Genomic DNA, 23,957 nt, shown 5'->3' with positions numbered 1-23,957 from the left:
TCGTATACTTAGCAGAGCGAACTACCAGGAACTCATCAGGAACTACGTCGTTCCGCGCGGCCAGATCGTTACCGTCCGACGTTGTTCGGGGCGCTCTGAATTGATGCTGGCATGTTTCCCAGGTGTTAAAGTCGCGCTAACGAGCGGGCCATCGTCGTCCCGTGCGCTCCCCGGCCGCTAGCCCGGCCAGCACGAACAGACGACGAAGGAGGTCCCTTCATGATCTTCTCCGCCATTCCCGGCAAGCAGGGTCTCTACGATCCGGAGACCGAACAGGACTCCTGCGGTGTGGCCATGGTGGCCGACATCCGCGGCCGCCGCTCCCATGGCATCGTCACCGACGGCCTCGCCGCGTTGACCAATCTGGACCACCGAGGCGCCGCCGGTGCCGAACCCACCAGCGGCGACGGCGCCGGCATCCTGCTGCAGCTGCCCGACGAGCTGCTGCGTGCGGAAGCCGGTTTCGAGCTGCCCGAACCCGACGAAAACGGCCACCACCGGTACGCGGCGGGGATCGCCTTCCTGCCCGCCGACGCCGAGCAGCGCCGCAAGGCCGTCGAGCTGGCCGAACGCATCGCCGTCGAGGAAGGACTCGAAGTCCTGGGCTGGCGCGAGGTCCCGGTCGACGCCGACCGCGCCGACATCGGCCCGTCCGCCCGCTCGGTCATGCCGCACTTCGCGATGCTCTTCGTCGCCGGCGACGGCGCCGCGGGCCTCGAGCTGGACCGCCTGGCCTTCTGCCTGCGCAAGCGCACCGAGCACGAGAGCGGGATCGCGGGCTGCGGCACGTACTTCCCGTCGCTGTCCTCGCGGACGATCGTCTACAAAGGCATGGTCACGCCGGAGCAGCTGCCCGCGTTCTTCGGCGACCTGCGCGACGAGCGGCTGGCGAGCGCCATCGCCCTGGTCCACTCCCGCTTCTCCACCAACACGTTCCCGTCGTGGCCGCTCGCGCACCCGTTCCGGTTCGTGGCCCACAACGGCGAGATCAACACCATCCGCGGCAACCGCAACCGCATGCGGGCCCGCGAGGCGCTGCTCGAATCGGACCTCATCCCCGGCGACCTGACCCGGCTGTTCCCGATCTGCTCGGCGGACGCGTCGGACTCGGCCTCGTTCGACGAGGTCCTGGAGCTGCTGCACCTGGGCGGCCGGTCGCTGCCGCACGCCGTGCTGATGATGATCCCGGAGGCGTGGGAGAACCACGCCACCATGAAGCCCGCGCGCCGCGCCTTCTACCAGTTCCACGCGAGTCTGATGGAACCGTGGGACGGCCCGGCCTGCGTCACCTTCACCGACGGCACGCTGGTCGGCGCGGTCCTCGACCGCAACGGCCTGCGCCCGGCGCGCTGGTGGCGCACCGCCGACGACCGCGTCGTGCTCGCCAGCGAGGCGGGCGTCCTGGACGTCGCCCCGAAGGACGTCGTCGCGAAGGGCCGCCTCAAGCCCGGCCGGATGTTCCTGGTGGACACCGCGGCCGGCCGGATCGTCGACGACGAAGAGGTCAAGTCCGAGCTGGGCAAGGACCTGCCGTACGAGGGCTGGCTGCACGCCGGCCTGCTGAAGCTCGCCGAGCTGCCCGACCGCGACCACGTCGTGCAGAGCCACGACTCGGTGCTGCGGCGCCAGCTTTCCTTCGGCTACACCGAGGAAGAGCTCAAGATCCTGCTCGCGCCGATGGCCGAGAAGGGCGCCGAGCCGATCGGCTCGATGGGCTCGGACACCCCGGTCGCGGTGCTGTCCCAGCGGTCTCGGCTGCTCTACGACTACTTCAAGCAGAACTTCGCGCAGGTGACCAACCCGCCGCTGGACGCGATCCGCGAAGAGCTCGTCACGTGCATGGCGCGGATCATGGGCCCGGAGCGCAACCTCCTGGCCCCGGGCCCGGCGTCGTGCCGGCACCTGAAGCTGCCGTACCCGGTGATCGACAACGACGAGCTCGCCAAGCTCATCCACATCAACGACGACGGCGACCTGCCGGGCTTCGCGTGCAGTGTCCTTTCCGGACTGTACGAAGTGGACGGCGGCGCCGAGGCGCTGGCGTCGGCGGTCGAGCGCGTCCGGCGTGAGGCGTCCGAGGCGATCGCGGCCGGCGCGCGCACGCTGGTGCTGTCCGACCGCGACTCCGACCACCGGATGGCGCCGATCCCGTCGCTGCTGCTGGTTTCCGCGGTGCACCACCACCTGGTGCGCACGAAGGAACGCCTGCGCGTCGCGCTGGTCGTCGAATCCGGCGACGCCCGCGAGGTGCACCACATCGCGCTGCTGCTCGGCTACGGCGCCGCCGCGGTGAACCCGTACCTGGCCTTCGAGACCATCGAGGACATGATCGGGCAGGGTGCCGTCACGGGCATCGAGTCCGGCAAGGCGATCCGCAACTACGTGCAGGCGCTCGTCAAGGGCGTCCTGAAGATCATGTCCAAGATGGGCATCTCGACGGTCGGCGCGTACACCGCCGCCCAGGTCTTCGAATCCCTCGGCCTGGCCCAGGACCTGCTCGACGAGTACTTCACCGGGACGTCGTCGAAGCTCGGCGGCGTCCGGCTCGACGTGCTCGCCGAAGAGGTCGCCGTCCGGCACCGCCGCGCGTACCCGGACAACCCGACCGACCGCGTCCACCGTGGACTCGACACCGGCGGCGAGTACGCCTACCGCCGCGAGGGCGAGCTGCACCTGTTCTCGCCGGAGACGGTGTTCCTGCTGCAGCACGCGTCCAAGACCGGCCGCGAAGAGGTGTACCGCAAGTACACCGACGAGGTGCACCGCCTCTACCGCGAGGGCGGCACGCTGCGTGGGCTGTTCGCCTTCCGCGACGGCGTCCGCGAGCCGGTGCCGCTCGACGAGGTCGAGCCGGCCGAGGCGATCTTCAAGCGCTTCAACACCGGCGCGATGTCGTACGGCTCGATTTCGGCCGAGGCACACGAAACCCTGGCGATCGCGATGAACCGGCTGGGCGGCCGGTCCAACACGGGCGAGGGTGGCGAGGACCCGGAGCGGCTCTACGACCCCGAGCGCCGCAGCGCGATCAAGCAGGTGGCTTCGGGCCGGTTCGGCGTCACCAGCGAGTACCTCGTGAACGCCGACGACATCCAGATCAAGATGGCGCAGGGCGCGAAGCCCGGTGAGGGCGGCCAGCTGCCGCCGAACAAGGTGTACCCGTGGATCGCGCGGACCCGGCACTCCACGCCGGGCGTCGGCTTGATTTCCCCGCCGCCGCACCACGACATCTACTCCATCGAGGACCTCGCCCAGCTGATCCACGACCTCAAGAACGCCAACGAGCACGCCCGCATCCACGTGAAGCTGGTGTCCTCGCTCGGCGTCGGCACGGTCGCGGCGGGCGTGTCCAAGGCGCACGCGGACGTCGTGCTCATCTCGGGGCACGACGGCGGCACCGGCGCGTCCCCGATGAACTCGCTCAAGCACGCCGGCACGCCGTGGGAGATCGGCCTCGCCGAGACCCAGCAGACGTTGCTGCTCAACGGGTTGCGCGACCGGATCACCGTGCAGGTGGACGGCGCCATGAAGACCGGGCGCGACGTCGTCATCGCGGCGCTGCTCGGCGCCGAGGAGTACGGCTTCGCGACGGCCCCGCTCGTCGTCGCGGGCTGCATCATGATGCGCGTCTGCCACCTCGACACCTGCCCGGTCGGCGTCGCCACGCAGAGCCCGGAGCTCCGCAAGCGCTACACCGGCCAGGTCGAGCACGTCGTGAACTTCTTCAAGTTCGTCGCGCAGGAAGTCCGGGAGACCCTGGCGGCACTGGGCTTCCGCACGCTCGACGAGGCCATCGGCCACGCCGAGCTGCTGAACACCGATGAGGCCGTGCACCACTGGAAGGCGTCCGGTCTGGACCTGTCGCCGATCTTCGAGATGCCGGCCGAGACGCCTTACGGCGGCGCGAAGCGGCGGACCCGCGGCCAGGACCACGGCCTCGAGCACGCCCTGGACCGCACGCTCATCCAGCTCGCCGAGGCGGCGCTGGAAGACGCGCACCCGGTGCGGCTCGAACTGCCGGTGCGCAACGTCAACCGGACCGTCGGCACCCTGCTCGGCTCGGAGATCACCCGCCGCTACTGCGGCGAAGGCCTGCCCGAGGGCACGATCCACGTCCTGCTCACCGGGTCCGCGGGCCAGTCGCTCGGCGCGTTCCTGCCGCGCGGCATCACCCTCGACATGGTCGGCGACGCCAACGACTACGTCGGCAAGGGCCTGTCCGGCGGGCGGATCATCGTCCGCCCCGACCCGGACGCGTCCTTCGCCGCCGAGGCGCAGACGATCGCGGGCAACACGATCGCCTACGGCGCGACCGGCGGCGAGCTGTTCCTGCGCGGCCAGGTCGGCGAACGCTTCTGCGTCCGCAACTCCGGCGCCACCGTCGTCGCCGAGGGTGTCGGCGACCACGCCTTCGAGTACATGACCGGCGGCCGCGCCGTGGTGCTCGGCCCGACCGGGCGGAACCTGGCGGCCGGCATGTCCGGCGGCATCGCGTTCCTGCTCGACGTCGACCGCAAGAAGGTCAACCAGGACATGGTGGACCTGCTCAAGCCGACCGCGGACGACCTGGCCTGGCTCAAGAAAACCGTGCAGCAGCACTACGATCTCACCCGCTCCGCGGTGGCCGCGTCGCTGCTCGGCGACTGGCCGCGCCGCAGCGTGGCGTTCACGAAGGTGATGCCGCGTGACTACCAGCGGGTCCTGGACGCGGCGAAGGCGGCGAAAGCCGCGGGCCGCGACGTCGACGAGGCGATCATGGAGGCCGCTCGTGGCTGACCCGACCGGTTTTCTCAAGTACGACCGCGAAGAGCCCAAGAAGAAGGCCAAAGAGGACCGGCTCCACTCGTGGGGCGAGGTCTACGCGGACGTCGATCCGGGCGCGCGCAACGAAGACGTCCGCAAGCAGGCGTCGCGGTGCATGGACTGCGGCATCCCGTTCTGCCACTCCGGCGGGTCCGGTTGTCCGCTGGGCAACCTGATCCCGGAGTGGAACGACCTCGTCCGCCGCGGTGACTGGGCCGCCGCCAGCGATCGGTTGCACGCCACCAACAACTTCCCCGAGTTCACCGGGAAGCTGTGCCCCGCGCCGTGCGAGGCGGGCTGCGTGCTGTCGATCTCGCCGCTCTCGGGCGGGCCGGTGTCGATCAAGCGCGTCGAGCAGACGATCGCCGACCAGTCCTGGGAAGCGGGCTACGTCCAGCCGCAGGTGGCGGAAGTGTCGTCGGGGCAACGGGTCGCGGTCGTCGGCTCCGGCCCGGCCGGGCTCGCCGCCGCCCAGCAGCTGACCCGCGCCGGGCACGAGGTCACCGTCTTCGAGCGGGACGACCGGCTCGGCGGGCTGCTGCGCTACGGCATCCCCGAGTTCAAGATGGAGAAGAAGGTCCTCGACCGGCGGCTCGCGCAGCTGCAGAAGGAGGGCACCAAGTTCGTCACCGGCTGCGAGGTCGGCGTCGACCTGACGGTGGAGGACCTGCGCGAGCGGTACGACGCCGTCGTGCTCGCGGTCGGCGCCCTGCGCGGCCGCGACGACACGACCACACCCGGGCGGGAGCTGTCCGGCGTGCACCTGGCGATGGAACACCTGGTGCCGGCCAACAAGTTCGTCGAGGGTGACGGCCCGTCGCCGGTCGACGCGCGCGGCAAGCACGTCGTGATCATCGGCGGCGGCGACACCGGCGCCGACTCCTACGGCACGGCGACCCGCCAGGGCGCGCTTTCGGTGACCCAGCTGGACCAGTACCCGATCCCACCGTCCACCCGGGACGACGACCGCTCGCCGTGGCCGACCTGGCCCTACATCCTGCGCACCTACCCGGCGCACGAGGAGGCGGGGGAGCGGAAGTTCGCCGTCGCGGTCAAGCGGTTCGTCGGCGACGACGCCGGCCGCGTCACGGCGGTCGAGCTGCAGCAGGTGAAGGTGCAGAAGGACCCCGCGACCGGACGCCGTGAGGTCATCCCGGTCGGCGACGACGTCGAGACGCTCCCGGCGGACCTGGTCCTGCTGGCGATCGGCTTCGAGGGCGTCGAGGAGATGCCGCTGCTGGGCGGCCTCGGGCTGTCGCTGACCAAGCGCGGCACGCTGTCGTGCGGTGCGGACTGGCAGACCGAGACGGCGGGTGTTTTCGTCTGCGGTGACGCCCACCGCGGCGCGTCGCTGGTGGTCTGGGCGATCGCCGAAGGCCGTTCGGTGGCCAACGCGGTCGACACGTACCTGACCGGCGCGTCCGACCTGCCGTCCCCGGTGCACCCGACGGCGTTGCCACTCGCCGTCGTCTGAGCGCGCGTTGCGGAAAGGGCCACCCGGCCGCGTGCCGGGCGGCCCTTTCCGTATTCGAGCGGCGCCCGCCACAATGGTCGGGAAATGGGGGTCCGTTCCGACCATGGGCGCACACATCGCGTTTCTCGCGGTTCCGGCGGCGGGGCACGTCAACCCGACCCTGCCGCTGGTCGAGGAGCTGGTCCGGCGCGGGCACCGGGTCACCTACGCCACCGGCCCGGCGCTGCGGGACGCCGTCGCCGCGGCGGGGGCGGCACCGGTCGTCCCGGACGCGCCGTGGGCGAAGGTGGCCGCCGCGCGCAGCCGGACCACCGAGGAGGTCGCCGAGACGCTCACCGGCGCACTCGACGTCACCCGCGCGGTGCTGCCGCGACTGACGGAGGTGTTCCGCGAAGATCCGCCGGACGTCGTCTGCTACGACTCGCTGACGCCGTTCGGGCCGGTACTGGCCCACCGGCTCGGCCGCCCGTCGGTGGCGACGGTGCCGACGTTCGCGGGCAACGACGTGTTCGACCCGACGACCCTGCTGGCCCCGCCCGACTTCGACCCGGGGCACCCGCGGCTGGCCGAGTACGCCGCCGCCCAGGCCCGGTTCGCCGCGTCCGCCGGCGTCCCGGCCGGGACGCCGGCCTCGGTGGGCCGGCTCGCGGACCGGAAGCTCGTTTTCCTCCCGCGCGAGTTCCAGATCGCCGGCGACACCTTCGGGGCCGACTACCGGTTCATCGGCCCGTCGTTCGGCTCCCGGGCCGCGGACTGGACGCCCGCGGCCGGCCCGGTGCTGTTCGTTTCGCTGGGCACGGTGGTCAACGACCGCCCCGACTTCTTCGCCGCGTGCGTGACGGCGTTCGGCGGCACCGGCCGGCCCGTGGTGCTGGCGCTCGGCGAGCGCGTCGACCCGGCCCGGCTGGGCCCGATCCCGGCGAACTTCGAGGTCCGGCCGTACTTCCCGCAGCCCGCCGTGCTGCGGCACGCGGCGGTGTTCCTGTCGCACACGGGGATGAACTCCACGATGGAGGCGCTGCTGTGCGAGGTGCCGCTGGTGTCGTACCCGCAGACGCCGGAGCAGACGGTCAACGGCAGCCGCGTCGAGGAGCTGGGCCTGGGCCGGGTGCTCACCGGCCCGCTCGACCCGCGGGAGCTGCGCCGGACGGTCGACGAGGTCGCGGCGGACCCGGCGATCCGCGCGAACCTGGCCCGGATGGCCGGCCACCTGCGCGCGGCCGGCGGCCCGCGTGCCGGAGCCGACACGATCGAGGAGCTGCTCGCCTGACTCCGGGGCACCGTGCCGAGTCGGTTTCTTCCGGCTTGCTGACTTCGCGAGTGCGGAACGTCAGCCGGTCAACGCCGTGAGCAGCGCCCAGTAACCGCCGCCACCGACGACGACGCCCATCGCCGGCCCGGCGAGCCGCGACCACGCCACCCAGTCGAACCGGTGGGAGCACCGACGGGCCGCGGGGGAGCGTCGGCACCTCGGGCGCGACCGCGTGCGGGGAGATCTCGACCTTCGCGCCTGCCGTGACCAGCGGGCTGACCAGCCCGGTATCGGCGACCGGAGAGCCCGACGATCAGCAGCGGGACCCGGCGCCGTCACGTGATGGCCGTCCCACTCGCCGCGCTTCGCCCCGGCGGACGATGACGGCCATCGGGATCAGCGAGCCCGTGACGGCGATGAGGAGTCCCCAGCTCAGTGCGGAGAGCCACCGGTGGCCGGTCGCGTCCCAGGCGAGCGCGAGGGGCAACGCGAGCACCCAGACCCAGGGAGCGAGGAGCTCGGTGGCCCACCTGGCGGAACGAAGCACGGCGCGAACCTTATCCTGGAGGGGTGAACTGGACTGTGGACGTCCCCGTCGACACACTGCCCGAACTGCCGCCGCTTCCGCCCGAGCTGCGGGCCCGCCTCGACGCGGCCCTGGCCCGGCCCGCGGCCCAGCAGCCGGAGTGGCCCGACCCGGAACTCACCAACCGGGTGCGCGGGGTGCTGGAGAGCGTGCCGCCGATCACCGTCCCGGCCGAGATCGACCGGCTGAAGAGCCGGCTGGCGATGGTCGCCCGCGGTGAGGCGTTCCTGCTCCAGGGCGGCGACTGCGCGGAGACGTTCGAGTCGAACACCGAGCCGCACATCCGGGCCAACCTGCGCACCCTGCTGCAGATGGCGGTCGTGCTGACCTACGGCGCGAGCCTGCCGGTGGTCAAGGTCGGCCGCATCGCCGGCCAGTACGCGAAGCCGCGCTCGGCCGCGACGGACGCGCTGGGCCTGCCGGTGTACCGCGGCGACATCATCAACTCGCTGGTCGCCAAGCCCGAGCTGCGCGTGCCGGACCCCGGCCGGATGATCCGCGCCTACGCGAACGCGGGCGCGGCGATGAACCTGGTCCGCGCCCTCACCGGCGCCGGCATGGCCGACCTGCACCAGGTGCACGACTGGAACAAGGACTTCGTGTCGGCGTCGCCGGCGGCGCAGCGCTTCGAGGCGCTGGCCAACGAGATCGACCGCGGCCTGCGGTTCATGTCGGCCTGCGGCGTCACCGACACGTCGCTGCAGTCGACCGAGATCTTCGCCAGCCACGAGGCCCTGCTGCTCGACTACGAGCGCTCGATGCTGCGGCTCGACAACGCCGACGCGTCGAACCCGAAGCTGTACAACCTGTCGTCGCACTTCCTCTGGATCGGCGAGCGGACCCGCCAGCTGGACGGCGCGCACATCGCGTTCGCCGAGCTGCTGGCCAACCCGATCGGGTTGAAGATCGGCCCGACGACCACGCCCGAGCAGGCCGTGGAGTACGTCGAGCGGCTCGACCCGCGTGTCGAGGCGGGCCGGCTGACGCTGATCGCGCGGATGGGCAACGGCAAGGTCCGCGACGTGCTGCCGGGCATCGTCGAGAAGGTCGAGGCGTCCGGGCACAAGGTCATCTGGCAGTGCGACCCGATGCACGGCAACACGCACGAGTCGTCCACCGGGTACAAGACGCGCCACTTCGACCGGATCGTCGACGAGGTCCAGGGCTTCTTCGAGGTCCACAACGAGCTCGGCACCTACCCGGGCGGCATCCACGTCGAGCTGACCGGCGAAGACGTGACCGAGTGCCTGGGCGGCGCCCAGGAGATCTCGGACATCGACCTCTCGGGCCGCTACGAGACGGCGTGCGACCCGCGCCTGAACACGCAGCAGTCCCTGGAACTGGCGTTCCTGGTCGCGGAGATGCTCCGCGGCTGAGGCTCAGGAGGCGTCGAGCAAGCGGGACGCGGACTTCAGGACCGCGTCCCGCAGCGAGCCGATGTCCGGCACCGCTTCGCCGTTGACCTGGAGTCCGATGTGGACCGAGTCGCGGTAGGTGGCCACCGCGATGCCGACCGCGTGGCGGGGGGCCAGCGGGACGAACGGGTAGACCTCCGCCAGCGGTGCGCCGTCGATCGAGAGGCGGGCCGGGGGGAGCGGGACCGTGGTGATCACCAGGTCGAACAGCAGCGGTGCGGCCTGGCCCGCGGTGCGCGTGCCCAGCCGGTGCAGCAGGGCCGGGACGCGGTCGGCCAGCAGCGGCAGCGCTCCCGCACCGCGGCTCGGGCCCGCCGCCTTGTTGCGGTTCATCGCGCGTCGGACGACGCGCAGGCGCTCGACCGGGTCGTCCTCGCCGACCGGCAGGTCGCACAGGTAGCCGGACAGCTTGTTGCCGCCGAGCTGGTCACCCGAGCGGCCGCGGACGCTCACCGGGATCAGCGCGCGCAGCGTGCGGCCGTCGGCGCGGTGGCCGCGGTTCACCAGCCACTCGCGCAGCGCGCCGGACAGCACCGCCAGCACGACGTCGTTGGTGGTGCCGCCGTGGGCCCGGCGCACCCGGCGCAGCTCCGCGAGCGGCAGCCGCACGAACCCCAGCCGGCGTTCGGCCGAGGCCGGCGCCGACACCGGGGACAGCGTCGGGCGGGTGGCCCGCACCACCGACGAGGCGATGCCGGCGGCTTCGTTGGCCTGGTCCCAGACCGTGCCGAGCGCGCCCTTCACCGTGTCCAAAGTGGACCGCTGGGCCGGGATCCGGCGGGTCGGCGCGGCAGGCAGCTTGACGCCGTCGAGCAGCCCGGCCGCGACCGCGTACGCCCCGGCACCGTCGGTGAGCGCGTGGTGCAGCTTCATCAGCAACGCGAACTGCCCGCCGGGCAGGCCGGTGACCAGGGTGAGGTCCCACAGCGGGCGGCCGGTGTCGAGCGGCTCGGCGATCCACCGCGACGCGTAGGCCGTCAGCGGGTCCGGGTCGTAGAGCGAGCTGAGCTCGACGTGGTGGATGTGGTCCGCGGCAACAAAATCCGCGTCTTCGGTCCAGCGGGCGGCGCCGGGCGGGAACAGCTCCGAGCGCGCCCGCTGGCGCAGCTTCGGGAGCCGGGCGGCGCGTTCGGCGAGGATCGCGGTCAACGCCGGCGGATCCACCGGCCGTCGCGCGGTGAACGTGATCACCGCGCCCATGTGCATCGGGGACTTTTCGCTTTCCAGGCAAAGGAAAGCGACGTCGAGTGCGCTGAGCGGCGAGCCTGCCATAAGCGACCTTTCCCATCAGGCGTTCGCGGGTCTGCACGGCCACGTGCGACGAGGGGAGGAGAAAGCCACTGCACCAGCCCGACGTGACGCGCGGGTGGTCGAAGTGTTTCGTCGACGCTAACTAACCACCCCATTCAGCCATTCGAGATACCCCGGGCAGCGGTGCCCGGGGTCACAGATCAACCGGTTTTTATTCGCCGGGCGGGGTTTCGGGCGTGTCCGCCCGGGCCGTGGCGGTCCCCCAGTCGGGGGTCAACGCCACCTGCTTGCCGACGCGGCGCACCGGCAACGCACCGGCGTGGCGCTTGCCGAGCCCGGGCCAGATCTCCGCGGCGTCCTTCGCCGCGGCGCGGATCGCGCCGCCGTCGAGCGTCGTCCGGGACTCTTCGATGCCCCGGCCGCGCCACTGGACGACCAGTTTGAGCGGCCCCGCCGACGGCAGCGGCCACAGGAACACCTCGTGCTCGACGGCGAACCGCGTCCCGCCGACCGCCTGCGCCCGCAGCACCGGCCCGTCCGGCTCGCTCGCCGAGGGCACCGAAATGGTCTCCGAGCTGGCCCGGCTCCCGTCGGCGTAGAGCACGCCGATGAGCAGGCCGTTGTAGTCGGGGACCCGCCGGTGGTCGATCAGGCCTTCCGCGGGGTCGTCGACCAGGCTGTCGCGCGAGTACACCGTGACCCGCAGGGTGACCGCCTCCGGCCACACCTCGACGGCCCGCAGCGCGACGATCGTGCGCTCGGACCGGCCCAGCGCCTGCGCCCACGGCAGCACGGCCGGGACGATGTGCTCGCGCGGGGGATCGGTCCAGTGCCTGCCGTTGAAGGCGTACAGCTCCTGCTCCGGAACGGGGAACAGGGGACGTTCGCGGGGACCGCCGGTGAAGAAGTTCATCGGGCGGCCCGCGACGTGCTGTCCGGCACCATGCGCCCACGGTAAGGCAACGTCCCGGGAATTTCCGCCCCCGAACGGGCGTACGGCCCTCGTCTCCCGTGATCCGGGACACAAGGGCCGTACGCAGCGTGCGCGATCAGTCGCTCAGCTTGAGGTCCCGGTCGCTCAGCTTGAGCTCGCCGTTCTTGCCGGCGTTCTCGTCGAGCTCCTTGTCCGCCGGCTTGCCCATTGACTCCATCAGCTGCCGGGCCAGGCCGAGACCGGTCCCGCCGAGCGACAGCGCCTTGGCGAACATGTCGGACATGCCGTCGGCGCCGTTGAGTACGACCATGTGGTCGATGTTGCCGAACGCGCTCGCGCCCGCCTCGACGATCTCCGGCCAGCGCTCGGCCAGCTGCTGCGCGACGACGGCTTCCTGGTTCTCCGCCAGCGCCGCGGCGCGCGCCTTGATGGCGTCCGCCTCGGCGAGACCCTTCGCCCGGGCCGACTCGGCTTCGGCGAGACCCTTCGCCTTCGCGGCTTCCGCGTCGGCGAGACCGCGGGCCTTCGCCGCGGCCGCCTCCGCTTCACCGGTCGCCCGGGTCGCCCCGGCCGCCGCTTCCGCACGGGCCTTCGTCGCCTGCGCCTCGGCTTCGGCCGCGGTCTTGACGCGGGTCGCGTCCGCCGCCGCCCGCAGCTCGGTCTCCTTCGCCTCGGCCTGGGCCTTGGCGATCGAAGCGTCACGGGCCGCGTCGGCCGCCGTGCGCGTGTCGTACGCCTTCGCGTCGGCCGGCTTGCGGACCTGCGACTGCAGCCGCTGCTCGGCCAGCGCCGCCTCCAGCTCGGCCGCCCGCGTCTCCTGGACGACGACCTCCTGGCGCGCGGTCGCCTCGGCCAGCGGACCGGACTGGGACATCTTCGCCCGCGCCTGGTCGACCTCGGCCTGGTAACCGGCCTGCTGGATCTGGCTCGCGCGGACCGCGGCCGCCTTCTTCGCCGCCGACTCCTGCTCGACCTGGGCGGCTTCCTGGTCGCGCTGCGCCTCGGCGATCCGGGCCGACGCGGCGATCGCGGCGGCGTGCGGCTTGCCGAGGTTGAGGATGTAGCCCGATTCGTCGTCGATCTCCTGGATCTGCAAGGAGTCCACGATCAGGCCGAGCTTGATCATCTCGGTGGCCGAGGACTGGCGCACCTCACCGGTGAGCGCGTCCCGGTTGTGGATCATCTCCTCGATGGTCAGCCCGCCCACGATGGAGCGCAGGTGCCCGGAGAAGAGCTCGTGGATCGTGTCGTTCATGCCCTTCTGCTGGTCCAGGAACCGGCGGGCGGCGTTGGCGATCGACGAGAAGTCGTCGCCGACCTTGTAGATCACCACGGCGCGCACGGTGACCGGCAGCCCCTGCCGGGTCACGCAGGACACCTGCAGGTTGACGCCCCGGGTGTCCAGTGACAGCCGCCGGGCGGTCTGGAACCCGGGGATGACGTTCACGCCGCGGCCGGTGATGATCTTGAAGCCCAGGCTGTCCGCGGTCTCGCTGCGTTCGACCCGGATCCCCCAGCCGGACACGATCAGCGCTTCGTTCGGCTCCGCGACCTTGTACAGGACCCGCAGCAGTCCGAAGATCACGATCACGGCCACGACGGCGATGCCGACGATCAGCAGGATGCTCATTGGCCTCCCACACCCCTCAGTTCAGTCTTCTGTTGTTGGTAGCCCTTCGACGCCGCTAACGGCTCAGTGGTTGCCACCGTTCGACATAAACCGTGCGGGGAGGTTCGAAGTCCACGACGAGCACCTGCGTGCCCGAGGCGAAGGTCGCTTCGGGGTCGATCGGGTAGGCGTAGAAGGCCTCGGTGCCGCCCCGGACGCTCAGCAGCACCTCACCGATGAGGCCGGGGCCGATCGTGCCGGTCACGCGCCCGCGGCTGCCGATCATCCACCGAAGCCCTTCAGCTTGACCTTGGAGCCCTTTTGCACGAACGTGCCCGGCTGCGGGTCCTGCTGGAAGACGAAGTCGAACCCGCCGCCCCCGCCGCGCCCGCGGCCGCCGTCGCGGTCGGCCTGCAGCCCGGCCTGCTCGAGAAGCTTCTGGGCGTCGTCGAACGAGCGGAACCGGACGTCCGGCACCTGCACGGCGTTGTTGAGGAACACGCCGATCCGCTTCGCCGTCGCCTGCGAGTTGGCCCCCGGGTCGGTCCGGGTGACGGCGCCGCCCGGGACGTTCTGGTTGAACTCCTCGCCCGCCTGGAACGGCTCGAACCCGGCCTGCTGCAGGAGCTGGAACGCCTCGTCCTTGCTCTTCCCGGTGACGTCCGGGACCGGCGGCAGCGGGATCGGGCCCTTGGACACGATGATCGTGACCTGGCCGTTGATGTTCAGCTGGCTGCCGGCGCCGGGTTCGGTGCGGATCACCGCGCCCTGCGGGACGTCGGCGTCGAAGTCGTCAGTGCCGCGGACCGGGGTCAGCTGCGCCGTCTTGATCGCCTGCTCGGCGTCGGGCAACGCGGTGCCCGGGCGGATGTCCGGCACGGCCGGGCGGCCCTTGGACAGCACGACCGACACCGTCGAGTTCGGCGTCAGCGTGGTGCCCTCGGGGGGTTCGTTGCGCAGCACGGTGTTCGACGGCACCGTGTTGTCGAACTCCTGGCTGAACTGCGGCGTCAGCTTCGCCGAGCGCAGGGCGTCACCCGCCGCCGCCTGGTTCAGCCCGACGAGCTTCGGCACCGTCGACGTCTTGTCGCCGCCGGTGTCGGTCAGCATGAAGATGAACGCCGTGATCAGCCCGCCGAACAGCAGCACCGCCCCGGCGATCAGCGCGATCCGCTTGCGGTTGTCCGCCGGCTTCTCGGGTTCCGGCTCGGCCCGCCGGCGGGGCGGGCGCGGCGGGACGTTCCCGGCCGCGGGGATCCCCGGCGGCGGGGTGCCCGGGTGGCCGGGGTGGCTGAGCGCCCGCGTCGCGTTCGGGCGGTGCACCGGCATGGTCTTCCCGGTGTCGGGCTGCACCTGCGGGATCCGCGGCAGCGTGCGCTCGGTGTCGGCGATGTCGCCCTGGCCGTGGGACACCGGGACCGGCACGGTGACCGGCAGCAGGCCCAGCTGTGCGCGCACCGCGGTCAGCTCGGTGAGGAACTCCCCGGCGTCGGCGGGCCGCAGCTCGGGGTCGCGCCGGGTCGCGCGCGTGATCAGGTCGTCGAGCGCGGCCGGCAGGTCCGGGCGCAGCTCGCTCGCCCGCGGGACGTCGTCGTTGACGTGCCGGTAGGCCACCGAGATCGCGGTGTCACCGGTGTAGGGCGCGCGGCCGGTGAGCATTTCGTAGAGCAGGATCCCGGCCGAGTAGACGTCGCCGCGCGCGTTGGCCGCGCCGGTGGTGACCTGCTCGGGGGAGAGGTAGGCGACGGTGCCGAGGATGACGCTCGCGCTGGTCGTCCCGGCGCTGGCCACGGCCCGCACGAGACCGAAGTCGGCGACCTTGACGACGCCGCCGGTGTGCGGCCCGGACCGGCCGATGAGCACGTTCTCGGGCTTGACGTCGCGGTGCACCAGCCCGGCCCGGTGCGCGGCGGCGAGCGCCGACAGCACGGGCTCGGCGACGCTCAGCGCGAGCGCGATGTCGAGCGGGCCCTTCTCGTCCAGCAGGTCCCGCAGGGTGCCGCCGTCGACGAGCTCCATGACCAGGAAGGCGAGGCCGCCCTCCTCGCCCTTGTCGTGCACCGCCACGACGTTCGGGTGGTGCAGCTGGGCGGCCGACTGGGCCTCCCGCACGAACCGGTCCACGAACGACCGGTCGTCCGCGAAGCGCGGATCCATGATCTTGATCGCGACCTGGCGGTCCAACCGGGTGTCCGTCCCCTGGTAGACCGACGACATCCCGCCGTGGGCGAGCAGCCGGTCCACCCGGTAGCGCCGCTCGAGCAGCGTGCCGACCAGGCTGGGGTGGGTGCGTGTCACGAGTAGGGATCGTACGGAACCCGGCACGCCGCGTGGAGGAGACCTCGCGGGTCACCCGTGCGCACTAGCGGGAGAGGGGGGCGAATGTGGCACAGTGTCACCTGTGAGTGGGATTCCTGTCGCCGAAGACGTCCTGGCCGCCGACATCGCGGTGCTGCCGCTGCCGGAGGTCGCGACCGCCCTTGGGACGTCGACCAACAAGGTCCGCCAGCTGCTGCGCGAGGGCGAGCTGATCGCCCTCAAACGAGGCGGCGAGCTGTGCGTCCCGAGCGCGTTCCTCGTCAAGGACGGCGTGGTCAAGGGCCTGTCCGGCACGATAACCGTGCTCGACGACTCCGGGTTCAGCCGCACCGAGATGCTCCGCTGGCTGTTCACCGTCGACGAGTCGCTGCCGGGCAACACGCCGGTCAACGCGCTGCGCACGAGCCACGGCACCGAGGTGAAGCGGCGCGCCCAGGCGATGGCTTTCTGAGGCTTTCTGATCTGGCACAACGCGGCCGCCAGCTGAACGGCCGCGGCCGTGAGCAGGCACGCCGGGACCGACCGCGCCGCCAGCGGGCCGGCCAGTGCCGCCCCGGCGGCCAGACCGGTGATCTTGACGCTCGCCGCCGTCGTGAACACCTGAGCCCGCACGCGTGCGGGCGTCTCCCGGTGCCGGACCGCGAACAGGGCCGTGAGCTGCGGCCCTTCGGCGAATCCGGCCAGTGCCGCGGCCGCGACCAGGAGTTTTACGTCGGTCGCCGTCGCCGCGACGACGCAGCTCGCGGCCAGGACCAGCGTGCTCGCCCAGACGACCGTGTCGGGTGCGAGCCGTTTTCCGGCGAAGACGGCGTTGGCCAGCAGTGACGCCACCGCGAGGACGGTCATGAGCAGTGTGCCGTCCGCGGCGCTCCCGAGGTGCGCGGCGCCGAGCAGGGGATAACAGACGGTGACCATCCCGACCCCGGCGCACGAGAGCGTGGACGTCGAGGTGGCCCGCCGGAGCGGCGTGTTGCGCAGAAGGACGCCGAAGCCGTCCGCGAGCTGTTTCCCGAGTCGGGTCGCGGCCGGGCGGGGTCTTCGAGGGAGAGTCCAGGCGGCGGGGAGCGCGGCGGCGACCATGCCGACCGCCACGGCGAGGGCGACCGGGGCGCCGGCGAGGGTGGTGAGGAGACCGGCGAGCCCAGGCCCGGCGAGGGCGGCGGCGGTGAAGGTCAACGCATCGAGGCGGCTGGCGGTGGCGGGGACGGGTCCCGCGACCGAGGGCAGCTGAGCCGACTGGCCACTCACGACCGACGGCAGCTGAGCCGTCCAGCCGCCCGCGATGGCTGGGTTGAGCAGGCCCGTCAGCGCCGCCAATGCGACCACCGACCACAGCGGCAGATACCCGAACACCGCTGTCACCAGGGCTATCCCGCCCGCGTACCCGGCCAGCGCGACCGCCAGTAGCCGCCCCGGTGCCGGGCTGCGGTCCAGCAGGGCCCCGAACACCGGGCCACCCGCCGCGGCCGCCGCGGTCAGGCCCGCCAGCAGGGCCGCCCCCGCGTGCGGGCCGGCGGTCAGGCCCAGCAGCAGGAGCGCGGGCCCGGACAGCTCGTCGCCGGTCCGGGCGAGCGTCGCCCCGGTGAGGTACCCGGCGAGTCTGTAACGGCTCGACATGATCGAGACGTTACAGTGGGGCATGGCCTTTCCGCACCGGGATTCCGTCCAGCGCGCCGTCGACCTCCTCGCCGTGCTGCTGCCCCCGGACACCGGCGCGGCCGACGTCGAGCGCGTCCTGCAGGCCCACGGCGAACCGGCTACGACGCTCTCACCGAGCGACCTGACGAAGCTGCGCGAAGCAGCGCGAGAACTCCGTGACGTCTTCGCAGCGTCCGACGTCACCGAAGCGGCTTCGGCGCTCAACCGCCTCTTCGCGCGCTACGCGGGCCCACCGCGCCTGACGGACCACGAGGACGGCTACGGCTGGCACCTGCACCTCGACGCGGCCGACGACGGCCCGTGGGACCGCTGGCTGGTGACGTCGTCGGCGCTGGGCCTGGCGACGCTCCTCGCGGACCGCCAAGGCCCGCCGGGCGGGCTGTGCGCGTCGCCGTCGTGCGGCAAACCGTTCGCCCACCTGGGCGGCGGCAGCCCGAAGCGCTACTGCTCACCCCGCTGCGCAACGCGCGAACGCGTCGCCGCCCACCGCGCCGCCCGGCACCCCGGAAAGCCGTGAAGGCCTCCTTCCCGGCCATAAGAGCCGGTAAGGAGGCCTTCACGGACCAAAAAGGACTCAGCCGTTGTTCTTGTCGCGCCAGGCGATCCACGACTTGAGCAGGCCCAGGTCGTAGTCCGGGCCGCCCACGCCGACGGTGAACGTCGAGACGCCCAGGCTCAGCAGCTTCGGGCCCAGCTCGTCCGGCTCACCCTGGACGCCGCACGAGCGCTCGATCTCGGCCGGGTCGCGGCCGACGTCGGCGCAGTGCTGGTCGAGGATCTTGACCTTGCGCTCGACGACCTCCGGGTCGCCGAAGCCGTGCCAGATGTCGCCGTGCTTGGCGACCAGCTTCAGGGTCTTCTTCTCGCCGCCACCGCCGATGAGCACCGGGATCTTGCGCGTCGGCGCCGGGTTCAGCTTGCCGAGGCGGGCCTCGATGCGCGGGAGCGACTCCGCCAGGTTGTCGAGGCGGCCGCCGGCGGTGCCGAACTCGTAGCCGTACTCGTCGTAGTCCTTCTCGAACCAGCCGGAGCCGATGCCGAGGATGAGCCGCCCGCCGGAGATGTGGTCGACGGTGCGGGCCATGTCGGCCAGCAGCTCGGGGTTGCGGTAGCTGTTGCAGGTCACGAGCGCGCCGATCTCCACGCGCGACGTCGACTCCGCCCAGGCGCCGAGCATGGTCCAGCACTCGAAGTGCTGGCCCTCGGGCTCGCCGTAGAGGGGGTAGAAGTGGTCCCAGTTGAAGACGATGTCGGCGCCGAGCTCTTCGGCGGCGGACGCGGTGCGCCGGATGGTGTCGTAGTCGGCGTGCTGCGGCTGGAGCTGCAGCCCGATCCGGATCGGTCGCTTTGCTGCTGAGGTCATGATCGCAGCCTACGACCGGCCCCGAGGGTCCCGCGCGCCCAGACCGCGGCGAACGCGGGCAGCGCGACCACCAGCCGGCGCGTCTTCGGCACCACCGCCCGCCGCGTGAGGACGTCGTGGTCCAGTGCGGCGATCTCGTCCAGGATGCCCTCGTACAGCGTCAGCGCCGTCCGCACGCACGGCCGGGATTCCGGGCGCAGCAACGGAACCCCGGCTTCGGCCCGCCGGTACACCGCGCGCGTCCTGGCCACGAAGTACGCCATCGCCGCGCGGATCCGCGGGTCCGGGCGGCGGGCTTCCAGCAGCTCACGCGAGACGCCGAAGGCGGCCAGCTCGTCGAGCGGCAGGTACAGCCGGCCGCGGTCGAGGTCCTCGCCGACGTCGCGCAGGAAGTTGGTCAGCTGGAACGCCTCGCCGAGCGCGATCGCCCCCGGCTCGGCGTCGGCCAGCGGCCCGACGGTGCCGAAGACCGGCAGCATCTGCAGCCCGATCACCGCCGCCGACCCGTACGTGTACGCACCCAGATCGGTGAACGTCGCGTACTCGACCGGCTTCAGGTCCGCCCGCATCGAGCGCAGGAACGCCTCGAACAGGTCCTGGGCGATGCCGTAGGAGTGCACCGTGTCCGACAGCGCCGCGAGCACCGGGGCGTCCGGGCTGCCGCCGGCGAAGACGTCCTCGACCATCGCCGCGACGCGGTCCAGCTCGGCCGCCGGGTCCGTGCCCGGTTCGGGGTTGTCGACCAGCTCGTCGGCCATCCGCGCGAAGCCGTACAGCGCGTGCGCGGCCGGCCGGGCGCGGGCCGGCAGCAGGCGCGTCGCGAGGAAGAACGTGCGGCCGTGGTGGGCGTTGAGCCGGCGGCACGCGGCGTAGGAGGCGCGCAGGGCCGGGTCGGTGATGCCGGCGGCGTCGAGCTCGTTCACTTCCCGGTGATCCGTTCCGCCGCGAGCCGTCCGGAGATGAGCACCGGCGGGATGCCGACGCCCGGCGTCGTGCCGCAGCCGGCCAGCACCACGTTGCCCGCCGCGCGCACCAGGTTCGCCGGCCGGAACGGGCCCGTCTGGGTGAACGTGTGCGCCAGCGAGAACGGCGTCCCGGCGGCGAGCCCGCGGGCCGCCCAGTCGGCCGGGGTGAGCGTCTCGTCGACGGTGAACTCGTCGCCGAACCCGGTCAGCCCCCGCGCTTCGAGCGTGCGAAGCAGCTCTTCGCGGTACGGCCCGCGGACGCGCGCCCAGTCGATCGGCCCGCGGTTCAGGTTCGGCGCGGGCGCCAGCACGGAGACGATCTCGCCGCCGTTCCCGGCGAGGCCCGGGTCGGTCGCCGTCGGGCGCGTGACCAGCAGTGACGGGTCGCTCATCAGCCGTCCTTCGCGGATGATCTCGGCGAACGTCCGCTCCCAGGCGGCGCCGAAGTAGATCGTGTGGTGGCCCAGGTCCCACGCCTTCGTGGTCCGCCCGTGCAGGACGACGGCGGACGGCGAGTAGCGCAATGGCACCGGCCGCTTCGGCCGGGCGCCGATGAGCCGGTACGCCGTGCTCAGCTCGGTCGCGAGGACGACGGCGTCGCACGGGATCCGCTCGCCCGAACGCGTGCGGACCGCGCGCACCCGGGACGAGACGCGCTCGAGCCACGCCGCTTCGGTGCCGAACCGCACGTCCGCGCCCGCCCGCGTCGCCGCACCGGTCAGCGCCCGGCCGATCTCGCCCATCCCGCCTTCGGGGTAGTACACGCCGCCGACGGTGTCCATGTACGAGATGACGCCGTACGCGCCGATCGCGCGGGCCGGGTCGAGGCCCGCGTAGAGCGACTGGAACGAGAACAGCCGCCGGACGCGCTCGTCGCGCAGGTACCGGGCGACGCGCGGGCCGAGCCGGCCGAACCCGCCGAGCGCGGCGAGTTTCACCAGCTCGGGCCGGGCGAGGTCGAACGGCGAGTCGAAGTTCGTGCCGAGGAACCGGTCCTTCTGCACCGCGTACAGCTCGGTCAGCCAGCGCCGCAGCGCCCGGTAGCCCGCGGCTTCGCGCGCGCCGGCGAAGGCGCGGATCTCGGCTTCCATGGCGTCGCCGTCGGTGTGCAGGGAAAGGGCGCTGCCGTCGGCGAACCGCGCCCGGTACGCCGGGTCGAGCCGGGTCAGGCGCAGGTTCTTGGCCATCGAGTCGCCGACCGCGGCGAACGCCTCGTCCAGCAGCTCGGGCATGGTCAGCACGCTCGCGCCGGTGTCCACGGCGTTGCCGCCGAACCGCTGCTGCCCGGTGCGCCCGCCCGGGACGTCGGCCTGCTCCAGCAGCGTCACCCGCCGGCCCGCGCCGAGCAGGTGCAGGGTCGCCGACAGGCCGGCCAGCCCGGCGCCGATGACGACGACGTGGTCGGTCGGCCCCTCCACGCGCCGCACGTCAGTACGTCCGCTGGGTGGCCTTGACGACCAGCCCGGTCAGCGCGGCGGGCGCCGGCTCGGCCAGGTGCGCGCGCTCGAGCGCGGCCATCGCGGCGGTGGTCAGCTCGTCGATCCGGTGCTCGACCGCGTCGACCGCGCCGACCTGCTGCAACGCCATCCGGACGGTCTCGACACCCTCGTCGGACAGGTCGGCGTCGCCGATCGCGTCCGCGATGACCGTGGCGGCCGCCTCCTCGCCCTTCTCGGCGGCGAGCTGCAGGCCGAGCGCGACGAGCAGGGTGCGCTTGCCCTCGCGCAGGTCGTCACCGGCCGGCTTGCCGGTGACCGACGGGTCGCCGAAGACGCCCAGCAGGTCGTCGCGCAGCTGGAAGGCGATGCCGACCTCGCCGCCGAACTCCAGCAGCGTCTCGATCAGCTCGGGGGACGCTCCACCCAGCGCCGCGCCCAGGTGCAGCGGCCGCTGCACGGTGTAGGCGGCGGTCTTGAGCTTGTCGATCTTCAGCGCGGCCTCGGGGGAGGCGTCGCCGGTGGCCTGCGTGCGGACGTCGAGGTACTGCCCGGCGAGCACCTCGGTGCGCATCGCGCGCCAGGCCGGGCGGGCCGCGGCGAGCGTCTCGGCCGGCAGCGGGGCGTCGGCGAACATGTCGTCGGCCCAGGCCAGCGCCAGGTCGCCGACCAGCACCGCGGTGGCCAGCCCGAACGTCGCGGGGGAGCCGAGCCAGCCGCGGTCGGCGTGCAGCTTCGCGCCCGCGATGTGCACGGTCGGGAACCCGCGGCGGGAGTCGGAGGAGTCGATCAGGTCGTCGTGGATCAGCGCGCACGCCTGGATCAGCTCCAGGCTGGACACCGCCTGCAGCACGCCCTCGGCGTCCGGCCCGGCCGGGTCGCCGCCCGCGCCGCGCCAGCCCCACCACGCGAACGTGGGCCGCAAACGTTTGCCACCCGTCAGCACGAACCCGCTGAGCGCCTCGATCCCGGCGGCCACCGTCGGCTCGGTCTCGATGATCCGCTCGCCCGCCCGGCCGAGGAACCCGGCCAGCGCGCGCTGGACGTTGGCGGGCAGATCGACGTCGGAGACGGGCACGTTCATGCCCTCATCCTCGCCGAACCCGGCCGCGGCCGGGCCGCCGGGGCGCCCGGATGTGGTGAATCAGACTCTCGTCGCGAGCGGCGCCCAGAACGGGCCCGTGAGCCCGGCTTCGGCGAAGTACGCGACGGCGCCGCCGGGCTCGCGCCGCCGGTAGCCGCGCTCCAGCCGCCCCGCGTACCAGCCGCGGGCGAGCCGCCAGAGCGTCCCGAGGTCCAGCACGTCCCCCTTGGCCTGCCCGGTCGCGGTGAGCCATTCGTCCACACAGGACTCGTCGCAGAACAGTCGCTGGTGCTCGCAGGTGTGCAGCACGTCGTCCCACATCCGCGCGGCGGGCACGAGGAAGTGCGCCACCTGGGAGCCCGCCGGCGGCTCGGCGCGGCCGACGACCAGCGCGTGCGGCTGCTCGCAGCCGGGGCACCGGGTCGCGACCAGGACCTCCGGCTCGTCGTCGACGAGGTGGGGGATGGCGAACGAGTCCCAGGCGCAGCCGCCCCACCACAGCGTGCGCGCGCCCATCACGGAGAAGCCGAGCGACTTCGCGGCGAACGGGTGCGCCAGCACGACGTGCTCGGACTCGTCGAGCACCAGGTGGTGGGCGTCGGCGAGGCGGTGCAACGCCTGCTTGGCCACGGCGAGCGACCCGCCCGCGGCGTCGGCCAGCTCCGGCGCCGTCGGCGCGCGGCCATGGGCGGCGAAGGCGCGGTAGACGGCCAGGCGCACGTCTTCGTCCCAGCTCGCGTCGTCCCTCATCGCTCGCTCCCCACGGTGGCTGCCCAGTCTAGTCGGGCCGCCCGCACGAACCACACTCGAAAACCACTCGACTCTCCGTCTCGGAAAGCGGACGGGGGCTCCCGGATGTCGGGCATTGGCCCTTAACATTCGGGTATGACGTCGGTGATCGAGCGGTTGCGAGGAGACGGGCCGAAGTTCTCCATCGAGTTCTTCCCACCCCGGGACACGGCGGACGAGGCCGTCCTGTGGAAGGCCGTCCGGGAGCTCGAGCCGTACGACCCGGCCTACATGTCGATCACCTACGGGGCCGGCGGCTCCAACCGCGACGGCACGATCCGCAGCATCGCCCGCGTCGCGACCGAGACGACGCTGGTGCCGATGGCGCACCTGACCGCCGTCAACCACTCCGTCGCCGAGCTGCGCAACGTGATCGGCTGGTACGCCTCGGTCGGCGTCCGCAACATCCTCGCGCTGCGCGGCGACCCGCCCGGCGACGTCTACGGCGAGTGGACCCCGCACCCCGAGGGCCTGAACTACGCCGAGGAGCTGGTCCAGCTCGTGCGTGAGCTGGGCGACTTCTGCGTCGGCGTCTCGGCGTCCACCTACGGCCACCCCCGCTCGCCCGACCTCGAAACGGACACGAAGTACCTGGTCCGCAAGCTGCGCGCGGGCGCCGACTTCGCGATCGCGCAGCTGTTCCACGACGCCGAGGACTTCCTGCGCCTGCGCGACCGCGTCGCGGCGACCGGCTGCGACGTCCCGGTGCTGCCCGGCGTGATGCCGCTGACGACGCTGCGGACCCTGCAGACGACGATCAAGCTGTCCGGCGCGCCGGCCCCGGCGAAGCTGCTCGACCGGCTCGAACCCCTCGCCGACGACCCCAAGGCGTTCCGCGCCGCGGGCATCGACGTGATCACCGAGCTGTGCGAGAAGCTGATCGCCGAAGGCGTGCCGAACCTGCACTTCTACACCTTCAACCGGTCGAAGGCGACACGCGAGGTGATCGCGCGGCTGGGGCTGGTGCCGGCCCGCACTTAAGTCCGTACCGCGGGCCCATACTGGACCGGTAGCGTGCGGC

18 protein-coding genes are annotated in these 23,957 nt (G+C 72.4%); 7 read left to right on the top strand and 11 right to left on the bottom strand.

Translation table 11 applies throughout. The annotated features are described in order from the left end of the window. The first annotated feature begins 219 nt into the window (after positions 1 to 219). From gltB to OG570_RS47235, 3 genes are all read left to right on the top strand, one after another. The gene (gene gltB / locus OG570_RS47245; protein WP_326955020.1) at positions 220 to 4,773 is read left to right on the top strand and encodes a glutamate synthase large subunit; all 4,554 of its coding nucleotides are present in this window, start codon (positions 220 to 222) and stop codon (positions 4,771 to 4,773) included. Beyond that, entirely contained in the window at positions 4,766 to 6,274 is a 1,509-nt protein-coding gene (locus OG570_RS47240; RefSeq protein ID WP_326955019.1) for a glutamate synthase subunit beta, read from the top strand. The genes gltB and OG570_RS47240 overlap by 8 nt, the downstream gene beginning before the upstream one ends. A 103-nt stretch (positions 6,275 to 6,377) precedes the next feature. After that, positions 6,378 to 7,544 carry a macrolide family glycosyltransferase gene (locus OG570_RS47235; protein ID WP_326955018.1) on the top strand — a complete coding sequence of 389 codons (1,167 nt, stop codon included), beginning with the start codon at positions 6,378 to 6,380 and terminating at the stop codon, positions 7,542 to 7,544. A gap of 295 nt (positions 7,545 to 7,839) precedes the next feature. On the opposite strand, the gene OG570_RS47230 is transcribed toward OG570_RS47235, so the two are convergent. Further along, complete coding sequence (locus OG570_RS47230) at positions 7,840 to 8,073, bottom strand: hypothetical protein (RefSeq protein ID WP_442788238.1); 234 nt, start codon at positions 8,071 to 8,073, stop codon at positions 7,840 to 7,842. Positions 8,074 to 8,096: 23 nt separating this feature from the next. On the opposite strand from OG570_RS47230, the gene OG570_RS47225 reads away from it, so the two are divergent. Then, the gene (locus OG570_RS47225) at positions 8,097 to 9,488 is read left to right on the top strand and encodes a class II 3-deoxy-7-phosphoheptulonate synthase (RefSeq protein WP_247062925.1); all 1,392 of its coding nucleotides are present in this window, start codon (positions 8,097 to 8,099) and stop codon (positions 9,486 to 9,488) included. Positions 9,489 to 9,491: 3 nt separating this feature from the next. Here the strand turns inward: OG570_RS47225 and OG570_RS47220 are convergent, their stop codons facing one another. From OG570_RS47220 to pknB, 5 genes are all read right to left on the bottom strand, one after another. Further along, positions 9,492 to 10,799, bottom strand: a complete 1,308-nt coding sequence (locus tag OG570_RS47220) for a wax ester/triacylglycerol synthase family O-acyltransferase (protein WP_326955017.1) — start codon at positions 10,797 to 10,799, stop codon at positions 9,492 to 9,494. Between the two features lie 190 nt (positions 10,800 to 10,989). Beyond that, on the bottom strand, positions 10,990 to 11,691 hold the full coding sequence (locus OG570_RS47215; protein ID WP_326947420.1) for a hypothetical protein: 702 nt from the start codon (positions 11,689 to 11,691) through the stop codon (positions 10,990 to 10,992). A gap of 136 nt (positions 11,692 to 11,827) precedes the next feature. After that, positions 11,828 to 13,342, bottom strand: coding sequence for an SPFH domain-containing protein (locus OG570_RS47210; RefSeq protein WP_326955016.1), 1,515 nt, complete (start codon positions 13,340 to 13,342; stop codon positions 11,828 to 11,830). Between the two features lie 55 nt (positions 13,343 to 13,397). Next, positions 13,398 to 13,607, bottom strand: a complete 210-nt coding sequence (locus OG570_RS47205; RefSeq protein ID WP_326947422.1) for a hypothetical protein — start codon at positions 13,605 to 13,607, stop codon at positions 13,398 to 13,400. After that, positions 13,604 to 15,619, bottom strand: coding sequence for a Stk1 family PASTA domain-containing Ser/Thr kinase (pknB, locus tag OG570_RS47200; RefSeq protein WP_326955015.1), 2,016 nt, complete (start codon positions 15,617 to 15,619; stop codon positions 13,604 to 13,606). Before pknB ends, OG570_RS47205 begins: the two co-directional genes overlap by 4 nt. Before the next feature lie 103 nt (positions 15,620 to 15,722). On the opposite strand from pknB, the gene OG570_RS47195 reads away from it, so the two are divergent. Together OG570_RS47195 and OG570_RS47190 are read left to right on the top strand one after the other, a co-directional pair. After that, a complete protein-coding gene (locus OG570_RS47195; RefSeq protein ID WP_247062933.1) occupies positions 15,723 to 16,091 on the top strand; it encodes an Rv2175c family DNA-binding protein in 369 nt (122 codons plus the stop codon). A 1,188-nt stretch (positions 16,092 to 17,279) separates the two neighbouring features. After that, entirely contained in the window at positions 17,280 to 17,816 is a 537-nt protein-coding gene (locus OG570_RS47190) for a CGNR zinc finger domain-containing protein (RefSeq protein ID WP_326960359.1), read from the top strand. 57 nt (positions 17,817 to 17,873) lie between these two features. Here the strand turns inward: OG570_RS47190 and OG570_RS47185 are convergent, their stop codons facing one another. The 5 genes from OG570_RS47185 to merB are packed head-to-tail and all read right to left on the bottom strand — an operon-like array spanning position 17,874 to position 22,897. Continuing rightward, on the bottom strand, positions 17,874 to 18,662 hold the full coding sequence (locus OG570_RS47185; protein WP_326955014.1) for an LLM class F420-dependent oxidoreductase: 789 nt from the start codon (positions 18,660 to 18,662) through the stop codon (positions 17,874 to 17,876). Further along, positions 18,659 to 19,585 carry a phytoene/squalene synthase family protein gene (locus OG570_RS47180; protein ID WP_326955013.1) on the bottom strand — a complete coding sequence of 309 codons (927 nt, stop codon included), beginning with the start codon at positions 19,583 to 19,585 and terminating at the stop codon, positions 18,659 to 18,661. The genes OG570_RS47185 and OG570_RS47180 overlap by 4 nt, the downstream gene beginning before the upstream one ends. Then, positions 19,582 to 21,054 (bottom strand): phytoene desaturase family protein, encoded by a 1,473-nt coding sequence (gene crtI / locus OG570_RS47175; protein WP_326955012.1) that lies wholly within the window; start codon positions 21,052 to 21,054, stop codon positions 19,582 to 19,584. Before crtI ends, OG570_RS47180 begins: the two co-directional genes overlap by 4 nt. A gap of 1 nt (position 21,055) precedes the next feature. Continuing rightward, complete coding sequence (locus OG570_RS47170; protein ID WP_326955011.1) at positions 21,056 to 22,147, bottom strand: polyprenyl synthetase family protein; 1,092 nt, start codon at positions 22,145 to 22,147, stop codon at positions 21,056 to 21,058. Positions 22,148 to 22,207: 60 nt separating this feature from the next. Then, positions 22,208 to 22,897, bottom strand: a complete 690-nt coding sequence (gene merB, locus OG570_RS47165) for an organomercurial lyase (protein ID WP_326955010.1) — start codon at positions 22,895 to 22,897, stop codon at positions 22,208 to 22,210. 135 nt (positions 22,898 to 23,032) lie between these two features. On the opposite strand from merB, the gene OG570_RS47160 reads away from it, so the two are divergent. Continuing rightward, positions 23,033 to 23,917, top strand: coding sequence for a methylenetetrahydrofolate reductase (locus OG570_RS47160; RefSeq protein WP_326947431.1), 885 nt, complete (start codon positions 23,033 to 23,035; stop codon positions 23,915 to 23,917). Positions 23,918 to 23,957 lie beyond the last annotated feature (40 nt).

The sequence above is a fragment of the Amycolatopsis sp. NBC_01286 genome, from assembly GCF_035982555.1.
GTDB lineage: Bacteria > Actinomycetota > Actinomycetes > Mycobacteriales > Pseudonocardiaceae > Amycolatopsis.
The sequence above is the reverse complement of the archived record's forward strand: the minus strand, read 5'-3'. Positions and strand labels throughout refer to the sequence as shown.